The sequence below is a fragment of the Microbispora rosea genome (assembly GCF_900156315.1).
GTDB classification, from domain to species: domain Bacteria; phylum Actinomycetota; class Actinomycetes; order Streptosporangiales; family Streptosporangiaceae; genus Microbispora; species Microbispora rosea.
In genome coordinates, this window is sequence record NZ_FTNI01000041.1 from 25,057 (window position 1) to 36,675 (window position 11,619).

Annotated in this window: 15 protein-coding genes and 1 tRNA gene; 8 read left to right on the plus strand and 8 right to left on the minus strand. The window is 70.8% G+C overall.

The genetic code is table 11. From position 1 onward, the window contains the following. Positions 1–277 precede the first annotated feature (277 nt). The 5 genes from BXA11_RS37530 to galU all read right to left on the minus strand — a co-directional run bounded on the left by BXA11_RS37530 (position 278) and on the right by galU (position 4,034). Positions 278–919, minus strand: coding sequence for a GNAT family N-acetyltransferase (locus BXA11_RS37530; RefSeq protein WP_030511384.1), 642 nt, complete (start codon positions 917–919; stop codon positions 278–280). 67 nt (positions 920–986) lie between these two features. Beyond that, the gene (locus tag BXA11_RS37535) at positions 987–1,463 is read right to left on the minus strand and encodes a MogA/MoaB family molybdenum cofactor biosynthesis protein (RefSeq protein ID WP_076442397.1); all 477 of its coding nucleotides are present in this window, start codon (positions 1,461–1,463) and stop codon (positions 987–989) included. Between the two features lie 3 nt (positions 1,464–1,466). Continuing rightward, positions 1,467–1,943 (minus strand): cyclic pyranopterin monophosphate synthase MoaC, encoded by a 477-nt coding sequence (gene moaC, locus BXA11_RS37540; RefSeq protein WP_030511382.1) that lies wholly within the window; start codon positions 1,941–1,943, stop codon positions 1,467–1,469. Continuing rightward, complete coding sequence (gene glp, locus BXA11_RS37545) at positions 1,940–3,124, minus strand: molybdotransferase-like divisome protein Glp (RefSeq protein ID WP_076442400.1); 1,185 nt, start codon at positions 3,122–3,124, stop codon at positions 1,940–1,942. Before glp ends, moaC begins: the two co-directional genes overlap by 4 nt. A gap of 4 nt (positions 3,125–3,128) precedes the next feature. Beyond that, positions 3,129–4,034 (minus strand): UTP--glucose-1-phosphate uridylyltransferase GalU, encoded by a 906-nt coding sequence (gene galU / locus BXA11_RS37550; protein WP_030511380.1) that lies wholly within the window; start codon positions 4,032–4,034, stop codon positions 3,129–3,131. A 33-nt stretch (positions 4,035–4,067) separates the two neighbouring features. Between galU and BXA11_RS37555 the strand changes: the two genes are divergently transcribed. From BXA11_RS37555 to BXA11_RS45130, 6 genes are all read left to right on the plus strand, one after another. After that, positions 4,068–4,634: a 5-formyltetrahydrofolate cyclo-ligase gene (locus BXA11_RS37555; protein ID WP_143734760.1), complete on the plus strand. Its 567-nt coding sequence runs from the start codon at positions 4,068–4,070 to the stop codon at positions 4,632–4,634. A gap of 99 nt (positions 4,635–4,733) precedes the next feature. Beyond that, complete coding sequence (locus BXA11_RS37560; protein WP_444543455.1) at positions 4,734–6,173, plus strand: potassium/proton antiporter; 1,440 nt, start codon at positions 4,734–4,736, stop codon at positions 6,171–6,173. Between the two features lie 173 nt (positions 6,174–6,346). Then, positions 6,347–6,679: an FmdB family zinc ribbon protein gene (locus BXA11_RS37565; protein WP_076442408.1), complete on the plus strand. Its 333-nt coding sequence runs from the start codon at positions 6,347–6,349 to the stop codon at positions 6,677–6,679. Between the two features lie 62 nt (positions 6,680–6,741). Beyond that, positions 6,742–7,548 (plus strand): S-methyl-5'-thioadenosine phosphorylase, encoded by an 807-nt coding sequence (locus tag BXA11_RS37570; RefSeq protein ID WP_076442411.1) that lies wholly within the window; start codon positions 6,742–6,744, stop codon positions 7,546–7,548. 208 nt (positions 7,549–7,756) lie between these two features. Continuing rightward, entirely contained in the window at positions 7,757–8,044 is a 288-nt protein-coding gene (locus tag BXA11_RS45125; RefSeq protein WP_239105291.1) for an SAF domain-containing protein, read from the plus strand. Positions 8,045–8,131: 87 nt separating this feature from the next. Beyond that, positions 8,132–8,407: a hypothetical protein gene (locus tag BXA11_RS45130; RefSeq protein WP_244303602.1), complete on the plus strand. Its 276-nt coding sequence runs from the start codon at positions 8,132–8,134 to the stop codon at positions 8,405–8,407. Between the two features lie 31 nt (positions 8,408–8,438). Here the strand turns inward: BXA11_RS45130 and BXA11_RS37580 are convergent, their stop codons facing one another. Next, on the minus strand, positions 8,439–8,909 hold the full coding sequence (locus BXA11_RS37580; protein WP_239105293.1) for a MarR family winged helix-turn-helix transcriptional regulator: 471 nt from the start codon (positions 8,907–8,909) through the stop codon (positions 8,439–8,441). 116 nt (positions 8,910–9,025) lie between these two features. Here BXA11_RS37580 and BXA11_RS37585 point away from each other — a divergent pair, with 116 nt between their 5' ends. After that, on the plus strand, positions 9,026–9,376 hold the full coding sequence (locus BXA11_RS37585) for a DUF1801 domain-containing protein (protein WP_076442413.1): 351 nt from the start codon (positions 9,026–9,028) through the stop codon (positions 9,374–9,376). 34 nt (positions 9,377–9,410) lie between these two features. On the opposite strand, the gene BXA11_RS37590 is transcribed toward BXA11_RS37585, so the two are convergent. Together BXA11_RS37590 and BXA11_RS37595 are read right to left on the minus strand one after the other, a co-directional pair. After that, on the minus strand, positions 9,411–10,535 hold the full coding sequence (locus BXA11_RS37590) for a M15 family metallopeptidase (protein WP_083744860.1): 1,125 nt from the start codon (positions 10,533–10,535) through the stop codon (positions 9,411–9,413). Positions 10,536–10,664: 129 nt separating this feature from the next. Continuing rightward, complete coding sequence (locus tag BXA11_RS37595) at positions 10,665–11,231, minus strand: hypothetical protein (protein WP_143734750.1); 567 nt, start codon at positions 11,229–11,231, stop codon at positions 10,665–10,667. A gap of 160 nt (positions 11,232–11,391) precedes the next feature. On the opposite strand from BXA11_RS37595, the gene BXA11_RS37600 reads away from it, so the two are divergent. Then, positions 11,392–11,464: transfer RNA gene (locus BXA11_RS37600), tRNA-Arg, on the plus strand. Positions 11,465–11,619 lie beyond the last annotated feature (155 nt).

An 11,619-nucleotide genomic window follows, 5' to 3' on the forward strand; every position in this document is an offset into this window, starting at 1 on the left:
CTGAATGACGAGCATTCAGTCCGGTGTGTCGCGAGATCGTCAAAGCTCTTCATGTAATTCGATCCCGTGCGAGCGCGCGATTCCCACAGGCCACGCCCGTCGTCCGCCGTGAGGACCCGCTACCGGTGGGCCAGCGGCGGCCGGGGGGCGAGGGACGGGGTCCGCTTCCTCAATGGGATGCCTCCAGTGACGCGGTTTCGGTCTACCGCCACCGAGCATCACAGCGCCCGCTAGTGATCGGCTTGTCCTTCGATTGCAGCCGGTCGTACGCCGTCTCCTACCCCGGGCTGGACTCGCTGCGGCGGGCGGCCGAGTTCATGGTGCGGCGCCACTGGACGAGCAGTCCGCGCGGCACGTCCTCGACGGTCAGCGCGTAGCAGATGTGGTCGCGCCACGCGCCGTCGATGTGCAGCTGACGCCGGCGGATGCCCTCCTCCCGGAACCCGAGCTTCTCCACGACCCTGCGGCTGGCCTGGTTCTCCGGCCGGATGTTGGCCTCAAGGCGGTGTAAACCGGTCGTGAAGAAGCAGTGGTCCACCGCCATGGCGAGCGCGGTCGGGATGATGCCCCGCCCGGCGAGCGCGCCGTCGACCCAGTAGCCCACCTGCGCGGAGCGGGCCGACCCCCACACGATCGCCCCCACGGTGAGCTGCCCGGCGAACCGCCCCTCGTACGTGACCACCCAGGGCATGGCCATCCCCTGGCGGGCCTCGCGGCGCAGCGTGCCGACCATCGAGACGTACGGCCCGAGGCCGGTGCGGAACAGCGGGGTCTCGGGGTTGCTCGGTTCCCAGGGGCGGAGCCATTCGGCGTTGCGCAGCCGGGTGTCGCGCCAGTCCCGGACGTCACGCAGGCGCAGCGGCCGCAGCCCGACGGGCCCCTCGGCCATGGATGCCGGCCAGCCGCGAAGTCGATCCATTCGTCAATCATCCACCGGAACACGGTCAACGCGCCACGCGGGACGCGCCCCGGGCTCGGCGGACTCCTCAGCGGGCATGGTCGCCGCCGTTGATCTGGTCGACGACGTGGGCCAGGATCGGGGTCAGCACGGCCATGCCGTCCCGTACGCCGCCGGAGGACCCGGGCAGGTTGACCACCAGCGTCGTGCCCGCCTGCCCGGCGAGACCGCGGGACAGGATCGACGTCGGCACCTTCTCCCGGTTGACCTGCCGTACGGCCTCGGCGATGCCGGGGATCTCCCGGTCGAGCACCCGGCGGGTCATCTCCGGGGTGAGGTCGAGAGGGGTGACCCCGGTGCCGCCCGTGGTGACGATCACGTCGTAGCCCGCGGCGACGCCCTCGCGCAGCGCGGCCTCGACAGCGTCCCCGTCGGGCACCACGCGGGGCCCGTCCACCTGGTCGCAGCCCGCCTCCTTGAGGAGGGAGGCCAGCAGCGGCCCGGAGCGGTCCTCGTAGACGCCCGCGGACGCCCTGTTGGACACCGTCACCACCAAAGCGCGCACGCCTTACTCCTGTCCGGACCGGGTCCAGTGGCCCGTCTTGCCGCCCGTCTTCTCCTCGACCCGGACATCGCTGATCACCGCCGCCGGGTCGACCGCCTTGACCATGTCCACCAGCGCGAGCGCCGCGACGGTGACGGCCGTGAGCGCCTCCATCTCGACGCCCGTCCTGTCGGCCGTACGGACCCGGGCGGTGATCTCCACCCCCTCGTCCACGACGGCCAGCTCGACCTTCACGCCGGTCAGGGCGATCGGGTGGCACAGCGGCACGAGGTCCGGGGTGCGCTTGGCGCCCATGATCCCGGCGATCCGCGCCACGCCGAGCGCGTCGCCCTTGGGCACGTCTCCCGCGCGCAGCACGGCCACCGCCTCGGGCGACAGCAGCACCCGCCCGGTCGCGACGGAGGTACGCGCGCTCACGTCCTTCTCCGAGACGTCCACCATCCGGGCGGCGCCCGACTCGTCCACGTGAGTCAGCTTCATAGCGGTATCACCTCCACCTCGGCGCCCTCGGGCAGCGAGGTATCGTCCTCCGGCACCACGATCAGCGCGTTCGCTGCGGCCAGCGCCGCGAGCTGGTGCGAGCCCTGCCCGGTCACCGGCGCGACGGTTTCTCCGGTCAGCACGGCCCGCAGGTACGACCGCTTGCCGGCCGGGGACCGCACCGGCCCGGTGACGGTCGCGCGCACGGTCGCGGGCGGCCCGGCCGGGAGTCCCTGCATCGCCCGCAGGGCCGGCTTGACGAAGAGCACGAACGACACGAACGACGAGACCGGGTTACCCGGCAGCGTGAAGATCGGCACACGGTCGGGCCCCACGACGCCGAAGCCCTGCGGCATGCCCGGCTGCATGGCGACCTTCTCGAAGGTCACCGTCCCCAGCGGCGACAGGGCCTCCTTGACCGGCTCGTACGCCCCCATGGAGACGCCGCCGCTGGTGATCACGGCGTCGGCCCGCAGGAGCTGGGCGTCCAGCGTGTCCATGAACTCCTTGGGGTCGTCGGTCACCGAACCGGCCCGGAACCCCTCCGCCCCGGCCTCGCGTACGGCCGCGGCGAGCATGAAGCTGTTGGACTCCCAGATGTGGCCCGCGCCCAGCGGGGTGCCGGGCTCGCTGAGCTCGGCACCCGTGGACAGCACGACCACCCTCGGCCGGGGCCGCACCAGCACCCGGCGCCGGCCCACCCCGGCGAGGATGCCGATCTGGGCGGGCCCGATCCTGGCGCCCTCGCGGAGCACCACGTCGCCCGCCCGCACGTCCTCACCCGCCCGCCTGATCGCGTTGCCGAGCGGGGCGGGCCTGTCGATCCGTACGCGGGCGGTGCCGCCGTCGGTCCACTCCACGGGAACGACGGCGTCGGCGCCCGCGGGCAGGGGCGCCCCGGTCATGATGCGGGTGACGAGGCCGGGGCCGAGGGCGTTCAGCCCGCCGTCCCCCGCAGCCACGTCCCCGATCACGGGCAGCGTGACGGGTGCGGCGGCCACGTCCCCGGCCTGTACGGCGTAGCCGTCCATCGCCGAGTTGTCGAACGGCGGCAGCGGGACAGGCGAGGCGACGTCCTCGGCCAGCACGGCGCCGAGGGCGGCCTCGATCTCGACCTCGAGCGGTGCGAGCGGTCGCACCGTCGCGAGGATGTCGGCGAGATGGCGGTCGACGGGCTTCATCGGCTCACTGTCCGGTCTTGTCCAGGAACTCCCGCAGCCACGGCAGGAACTCGGGGGCGAGGTCGTCCCGGTTCGCGGCGAACTGCACCACAGTCTGCAGATACTCCAGCTTGTTGCCGGTGTCGTAGCGACGGCCGCGGAACAGCACGCCGTGCACCGGACCGCCCTCCTCCGGGCCCGACGCGGCCAGGGTGCGCAGGGCGTCGGTGAGCTGGATCTCGCCGCCGCGCCCGGGCGGGGTGCGTTCCAGCACGTCGAACACGGCGGGGTCGATCACATAACGGCCGATGACGGCCCAGTTCGAGGGCGCCTCGTCGGCCGGGGGCTTCTCCACGAGGTCGGTGACGCGGACGACGTCGTCCTCGTCGGTCGGCTCGATGGCGGCGGCGCCGTACAGGGAGACGTGCTCGCGCGGCACCTCCATCAGCGCGATGACGCTGCCGCCATAGGTCGCGCGCACCTCGATCATGCGCTTGAGCAGCGCATCGCGGGGATCGATGATGTCGTCGCCGAGCAGGCAGGCGAACGGCTCGTGGCCGACGTGCTGCTTGGCGCACAGGACGGCGTGGCCGAGACCCTTGGGCTCCCCCTGCCGCACGTAGTGCATGGTGGCGAGGTCGACGGGCTCCTTCACCTGGTTGAGGCGTTCCTCGTCGCCCTTGGCGCGAAGAGCGTCCTCCAACTCGTACGCTACGTCGAAGTGGTCCTCGATCGAGCGCTTGTTGCGGCCGGTCACCATGAGGACGTCGAGCAGCCCGGCGGAGACGGCCTCCTCCACCACGTACTGGATGGCCGGCTTGTCGACGATGGGCAGCATCTCCTTGGGGGTCGCCTTCGTCGCGGGAAGGAAGCGGGTGCCGAGACCCGCGGCGGGCACGACGGCTTTGGTCACGGGATCGAAGTCAGCCATGAGTAGACACTAACGGAGCAGTCTTTGGACAAGATGAACCTGCGTCGGCGTATCCTGCGCGGCCGGTCGGAGCTCGATCCCGAGACGCTGCGCGAGTCGTCGGCGTCCATCAGGGAGTTACTCCTCGACCAGCCGTGGGTGCAGATGGCCGGGCTGGTGGCCTGCTACTGGTCCACTGGCGCCGAGCCGTCCACGCAGGGACTGATCCTGGCCCTGTGGAAGCACGGCGCCACGGTGATGCTTCCGGTGCAGCGCCCGGACGGCGACCTCGACTGGGCGGTGTACGACGGGCCCGACTCACTGGCGCCCGGCCCGAACGGAATCATGGAGCCGGTGGACGTACGGCGCGGCGTCGACGCGATCCGCACCGCCGCGCTGGTGATCGCGCCGGCCCTCGCCGTGGACCGGGTGACCGGCGTACGGCTCGGCCGCGGCGGCGGCTTCTACGACCGGGCCCTCGCGCGCGTCGGGCCGAACGTGCCGACGGTGGCGCTCCTGCACGAGGGCGAGCTGATGGAAGGGGTTCCCGCCGAGCCCCACGACCAGCGCGTACGCTTCGCCGCCCTCCCGAGTGGAATCGCCCGTTTGGTACAGATGTGACAAGATTGGTATAGCGGACGGCGAAGGGAGCGGATCGGTCTGAACGTCTGGCTGCTCCTGTCCGCCGTCGTCGTCATCGCGGCCATCGCGTCCGTCCGGATCGCGCACCGCACCGGCCTTCCCACGCTGCTCCTCTATCTCGGCCTCGGGCTGCTGCTCGGCGAGGGCGGCATCATCGGCATCCACTTCGACAACGCCCAGACGGCCCAGCAGCTCGGCATGGTCGCGCTCGCCGTGATCCTCGCCGAAGGCGGTCTCACCACCAACTGGAGCCACGTACGCGACGCCGTGCCGACGGCGCTCGTGCTCGCCACGGCCGGTATCGCGGTCAGCGTCGTCGTGCTCGCGGCAGGTGTCGCCGTCCTGCTCGGCATGGAGTGGCGGATGGCGCTGCTGCTTGGCGCGTTCCTGGCGTCGACCGACGCGGCGGCCGTGTTCTCCGTGCTGAGACGGCTGCCGCTGCCTCCCCGGCTCGCGGGAATCCTGGAGGCCGAGTCGGGCTTCAACGACGCCCCGACCGTCATCCTCGTGATCATGCTGAGCGCCGGCTCGACGCTGCCGCTCTCGCTGCCGCACATCCTTCTGGACACCGCCGTCGAACTGGTCATCGGCGCGGCCGTCGGTCTCGCGGTGGGCCCCGCGGGGGTGTACGCGCTGCGCCGGGTCGCGCTGCCCGCCTCCGGCCTCTACCCGATCGCGGTGCTGGCGCTGGCCTTCGTCACCTACAGCGGGGCGACCCTGCTGCACGGCAGCGGGTTCCTCGCGGTCTACCTGACCACGCTGATCCTGGGCAACGCCAGGCTCCCCCACCGCGCCGCCACGCGCGGCTTCGCGGAGGGCGCCGCCTGGCTCGCCCAGATCGGGCTGTTCGTCATGCTCGGAATGCTGGCGAACCCGAGCGAACTGCCGGGCGTGCTCGTCCCGGCCCTCGTGGCGGGCCTGCTGCTGGTCCTGCTCGCCCGGCCGGCGTCCGTGCTGGTGTCCGCGGCGATCGCACGGCTCCTGCGTCTCGGTTCGCTGTCGTGGCGCGAGCAGGTGTTCCTGTCGTGGGCTGGGCTGCGCGGGGCGGTGCCCATCGTGCTGGCCGCGATCCCCTGGGCCGCCGGTCTGCCGGGGGCGAAGGGCCTGTTCAACGACGTGTTCATCATCGTCATCGTGTTCACGATCCTGCAGGGGCCCACGCTGCCGTACCTCGCCAGGCTGCTCGGCCTGGCGGCGGAGGGCGAGGCCCGCGACCTCGACGTGGAGGCCGCGCCGCTGGGGGAACTGAACGCCGATCTGCTGCAGGTCCGCATCCCGTCCGGCTCGCTCATGCACGGTGTGGAGATCTTCGAGCTCCGGCTGCCGGCGAACACCATGGTCACGCTCGTCGTACGGAACGGGCAGTCGTTCGTGCCCACGCAGACGACCCGGCTGCTGGCGGGCGACCAGCTCCTCGTGGTCACCACGGCCGCCCAGCGGGAGACGGTCGAACGCCGCCTGCGCGCCGTCAGCCGCCGCGGCAAGCTGGCCGGCTGGTATGGCGAACGCGGCAGCTGACCGTCGTCGCTGCGTCCTCGGGCGCGGGCGGACCATCGCGTTGCGCGGGCGGATCGCGGTGGGAGCGAATGGGACGGCGCGGGGCAATAAACCGGGCTGGAGTGGCGTTTGGGCTTGTTGACTGCTTACCATTAGCAATCGACCCGGTCGAGTGCCAGTCTCAGGAGGAGCGAGTGCCTACCTACCAGTACGCCTGTACCGCTTGCGGTGAGCAGCTGGAGGCCGTCCAGAAGTTCTCTGACGACCCGCTCACGGAGTGCCCGGCCTGCCAGGGCAAGCTGCGCAAGGTCTTCTCCGCCGTTGGCATCGTGTTCAAGGGCTCGGGCTTCTACCGGACCGACAGCCGTTCTTCGAGCTCGTCGACGACCACGTCCACCACGACGACGTCGTCCTCGAAGTCGTCCGGCGACTCGGGCAAGAAGGAGCCGGCGACCTCCACGAGCTCGTCGAGCACCTCTTCGTCTTCGTCGAGCACGTCCTCGTCCGGATCGACCGCGGCCGCCTGAGGTTATCCACAGGGGCCGGCGGGACGCGGCGGCTGTACGGCGCCGTTCGCTAGGGTCGGCCCATGGTCAATAGCGCAGACATCGGGGTCATCGGCGGCTCGGGGTTCTACTCCCTGCTGGAGGACGCCGAAGAGATCGACATGATGACGCCGTACGGCCCGCCGAGTGACTCGATCACCGTGGGCCGCATCGGCGAGCGGACCGTCGCGTTCGTCCCCCGGCACGGCCGCGGCCACACCTTCCCACCCCACCGCATTCCCTATCGGGCGAACATGTGGGCCCTGCGGTCCCTCGGCGTCCGCCAGGTGCTCGCGCCCAGTGCGGTCGGGTCCCTGCGCCCGGAGATCGGCCCGGGCGCCCTCGTGATCCCCGACCAGCTCGTGGATCGCACGCAGGGCCGTGAGCAGACCTACTACGACGCGGGCGGGGCCGTGCACGTGTCGTTCTCCGACCCCTACTGCCCCTCCGGCCGAGCGGCCGCTGTGGCCACGGCGCGCGAGACGGGCTGGGACACGGTCGACGGCGGCACTCTGGTCGTGGTCCAGGGGCCCCGGTTCTCCACCAGGGCAGAGTCGAAGTGGTTCGCGGGGGCGGGCTGGTCGATCATCGGCATGACCGGGCACCCCGAGGCCGTGCTCGCCCGCGAACTCGCACTCTGCTACACGACGCTCGCCCTCGTGACCGACCACGACGCCGGTGTGGAGGCCGGTGAGGGGGTCACCCACGAAGAGGTGCTCGCTTTCTTCGCCGCCAACGTGGAGCGGATGCGCACTCTGGTCGCCCAGGTCGTCGAGGCCCTTCCGGAGGAGCGCTCCTGCCCCTGCGGCAACGCGCTCGACGGGATCAAGCTGCCGATCGAGCTTCCCTGACGCCGATGCGTGCCATGCCGCACGGCGGTGTCCGGCCGCGGAACCGGCTGCGGAGCCGGGGGCGCGACACCGCCGCCGGAGCGCCGCCCAGACAAGCAGCGCGGACGGACAGCGCGGACGGACAGCGCGAGGGGGCGTCGGCGTGGAGCGCCCACGGTGCCACCGGGCTCCGCCGTGAGGCGAGGGGCGAAAGGCGGGCGAGGTGGTCATGCGTGATCTGAAGCGGCTGAGGACGCGCCGTCGCCGTCCGATCGCCGCCGTCCTCTCCGGTATGGCGGTGGCCTGCGTGCTGCTGGCCGTCCGCACCCCCGACGGGGTGGAGGTCCTCGCCGCCGCCCGCGACCTGCCCGGAGGCCGGCTGGCCGCCTCCGACGTCGTGGTCGTACGGCTCCCGCCCGACGCGGTGCCCGCCGGGGCGTACGCGCCGGGCGCCCCGGTCCCGGGCCGCGTGCTCGCCGGTCCGTTGCGCCGAGGCGAGCTCCTCACCGACGCGTGACTGCTCGGCCCGGGCCTGTTCCACCAGACCCTGGCCGGGCAGACATCCGGCGGCTCGGCCGGCGGTGGCCCGGCCGCGGCGCCGGATGTGGTCCCGGGTCTGGTCGCGACGCCGGTCAGGATGGCCGATCCCGACGCCGCCCGCCTGCTGTCGCCGGGAGACGTGATCGACGTCCTGGCGGCCTTCGAGGACGGGCCTTTCCAGGCCCGGACCGTCGCCCAGGAGGTGCGAGTGATGGCCCGGCCACCAGGCCGTACGGACGGCGGCGCATTACTCGTGCTGGCCACGACCCCCGGGCAGGCGGCCCAGTTGGCACAGGCACAGGCGCAGGGCAGGCTGTCGATGACCATCCACCCGCACTGATGGGCCTTGTCCGGGCGGCGGAGGGGGCTGATCAGGCCATGGGCGCCTGCCAGGCCGTGGTCGCGCCGACCTGCCGCCAGGCCCGCTGGTCCCGCGTGACCTGCTGGAGCATCTCCCTGAACCCGGCGTAGCGCCCGGCGCCGAGGGTTCGTTCGTGCCGCTCCTCGATGGCGGCGAGGATCGCGCGCGCCTTGGTGATCTCGTCGATGCCACGCTCGGTGGGGACGATGAGCTTGGCCCGGCGGTCGGCGGGATCGGGTTCGCGGGTGACGTAGCCGAGCCTGACGAGCTCGTCGAGGATCGTGCCGACGATCTGCTTGTGCTGGCCCGACCGGGCCGCGAGGTCCGTCGCGCGCACACCCTTCGGATCAAGGAACGCCAGCACGGTCCCGTGCCGCGGGCTCACGTCGGGGTGTCCCTGCTCGGCGAGGGTCTCGAACAGCTCCTCCTGAAGAGCACGCATCAACTGGCCGGCCAGCATGCCGAGGTCAGGAACCCGCACGGTCCACCGTCTTCCAAATTAGTCACGATCATTGACCGTCATGGATCTTTATCATATCGTGGCGCCCTGAACGCGCACAGCCGCCCCAGAGGACCAGACAGCGAGGGATCACGACCATGGCCAGCAGCGAGATCGACACCTACGTCGAGACGAAGCTCGACCCGAAGTACCGCGAGATCGTCGCGGCCCTGCGCACCCTGGTGGCCGAAGAGGCCCCCGAGGCCGTCGAGTGCCTCACGTACGGCTCGCCCGCCTGGCGGGGCAACAAGATCCTCGCCGTCATCAGCCAGAGCAAGACCCATCTCACCTTCGCCTTCGAGCGGGGCGCGGAGATGTCCGACCCCCACGGCCTCCTGGACGGCGTGGGCAAGAAGACCCGCCACGTCAAGATCAAGACGTTGGACGGGATGAACGAGGACGCGCTGCGCGACTACATCGGCCAGGCCGTCCGCCTCGACGCGAACTGACGCGACCGGTTCCCCCGCTCGGTGGAACCGGTCGTCAGACCTGCGCGCCGAGCTTGGGGTCGTACTCCCAATGCCAGGGCTCGAAGGGGCTGTGATACGACCAGTCGGGGTGTATCCAGCCATAGCGCTTGCTGTTGGCCTCCAGCCAGTTGAACTGCACGGAGCGGAAGTTCTGCACTCCGCCGCACAAGTCGACCGCGAGCCCCAGACCGTGGTTGCTCTTGCCCGGAGTGGCCGCGAAACCGGGCCGCCGATAATAGATGGACTGCTGCTCACTCAGATTGCGATAGCTGTCGGAGATGCACATCGAGCTGCCGAAGCGCTTCTTGTAGGCGATGTTGAGATCGGCGAAGGCGATCGCCGCGTCCGCCCGCAGCTCCTCTCCGGCCTGCGGCAGGGGGCACAGGATGGTCTGGGGCAGCAGGCCGTTCGGGTACTGCTCCGCCTGACCGATCCTGGTCGGGTCGCAGCCGCCCGCCCCCTTGCTGCCGATCTTCACACCGAGCTTGATCAGCGCCTTGGTCAGCGACCGCACCAGCGTGCTAGAGCGTTTGCGCAGCGCAGCGACCTGCGCACTCAGCTGCGCCTCCTGCAGGAGGTTGGCCGCCCGGAGCTCCTGCGCCTCCTGCGCGAGCTGCTGCTGCCGCTCCAGCAGCTTCACCGCGTCGCCGAGCACGTTGTTCCGCCCGGCGACGATGTGGTCGAGGTCGGCGATCCTCCTGAGGGTCTCCGTGCCATTTCCCGCCCTGAAGAACGGACTGAGTCCGTCGAGCGAGGGGTCCTGGTACATGGACGAGGCGAGGTCGGACAGCGGCTTGCGCAGTTTGTTGAGCTCAGCGGTGGCCTGCTGGAGACTCTGCAACTTGGTCGCCAGCGCCTTCTCGACGGCGCCGAACTTCTTCTGCCGCGCCACCAGTTGCCTGTTCGCGTCCTCGATGGACTTGTACGCCTTCTGAGCCTCCCGCCGCAGCTCGGTCAGCGTGGTGGGCTCCTTGTCGAGCGCACCGGCCGGCGCGCTTGCTCCGGCGGCCTCCGTACGAGCCTTCGCGGTCGTGGTGTCGGCCAAGGCGGCCGTGGCCGTACCGTACGGCGCAGAGACGGCCAGCGAAGTCATCGCCGTGACGACCGCGATCAGCCTGGCTGATCGAGGAGATGACACGATCGATTCCCCCGTTTGCGAACTCTTGACCTGGGTCAGGGACGCACGTTACTACAGCGCGCAGCGTGCCCGAGCCCCGGTTCGCATAAGTGCTATCGACCGGACACGTCGCATTTGCGCGTTTCCAGCTCATCGCCCGCCTTCGGATTGGCCCTCACGCTCCCGGCAGAGCTCCCACAGCCACGTGTCCCGCCACTCCGGCGCACACGCGAACGTCGTCTCCTCGCGAGGCTCCGGCTTCTCCACCGGTCGGCTCGCCTTCGGCGTGTCCCCGTGGACGACCTGACGGACGGGTTGAGCGATCGGAAGGATCCGTACGCGCCCCTCGTAGAGACGCGCGGGACCGGACGGCGCGGGAACCGGGGTCGGGTTCAGCAGGGGTTTGCGCACCGTCCCCGCCATCGGGACCATGTCGATCCTCGGGGCCTCCTGGCCGTCAGCCGGATTCCGCGGCATGCCGAGCCGCGTAGCGGGCGTTCTGGCGGGAGCCGCGGTTTCGCCGCCCTTCTCGTCTGCCGTCCCGGCCGCTGCCGCACGTACGGCCGCATCGCGCGAGAAGTGGGACCGCGCCCGCTCCCCGTAGCCGGCGAAGTCGGCCATGAGCATGCCCGAGGCAAGGATCGCCGGCGCGAGCAGAGCCGCGACGAGCACCACCGATCGCAGCCCGCGCGCGGATCCACGTCGCGTTACGGTCACGGCCAGCGACGGTAACCCCCCTCCCCTGGGGGGCGTACGACCACTTGCCATCGCTTTACCGCAGGTCAGCCTGCCGATGACCGGCAGACTCCGAAACGACACCCCGTGGAAGGCGCGAGCGGGCCCAACCTTTCGCTAGGCTTACTGATGCACATCATGCGCCTCCGTAGCTCAGGGGATAGAGCACCGCTCTCCTAAAGCGGGTGCCGCAGGTTCGAATCCTGCCGGGGGCACTCACCAAATCTTCGGCACAGGCGCCTGCCTCCAGCAGGCGCCTGTTTTCGTTTCCGGGAAGTTCTTCTGCCATCGCCGCGACTCCTTTGATCGTCTCGTGGTCCAGAGTGATTCGGATCAACGCCACCCCACGGCCGGCGTCATGGCGGATCTC

Coding starts and splice junctions, on each gene's coding strand:
- BXA11_RS37530 (WP_030511384.1), bottom strand. CDS start 919: ATGGATCGACTTCGCGGCTGGCCGGCATCCATGGCCGAGGGGCCCGTC.
- moaC (WP_030511382.1), bottom strand. CDS start 1,943: ATGAAGCTGACTCACGTGGACGAGTCGGGCGCCGCCCGGATGGTGGAC.
- BXA11_RS37585 (WP_076442413.1), top strand. CDS start 9,026: ATGGCCAGCAGCGAGATCGACACCTACGTCGAGACGAAGCTCGACCCG.
- BXA11_RS45125 (WP_239105291.1), top strand. CDS start 7,757: ATGCGTGATCTGAAGCGGCTGAGGACGCGCCGTCGCCGTCCGATCGCC.
- BXA11_RS37555 (WP_143734760.1), top strand. CDS start 4,068: ATGAACCTGCGTCGGCGTATCCTGCGCGGCCGGTCGGAGCTCGATCCC.
- galU (WP_030511380.1), bottom strand. CDS start 4,034: ATGGCTGACTTCGATCCCGTGACCAAAGCCGTCGTGCCCGCCGCGGGT.
- glp (WP_076442400.1), bottom strand. CDS start 3,124: ATGAAGCCCGTCGACCGCCATCTCGCCGACATCCTCGCGACGGTGCGA.
- BXA11_RS37570 (WP_076442411.1), top strand. CDS start 6,742: ATGGTCAATAGCGCAGACATCGGGGTCATCGGCGGCTCGGGGTTCTAC.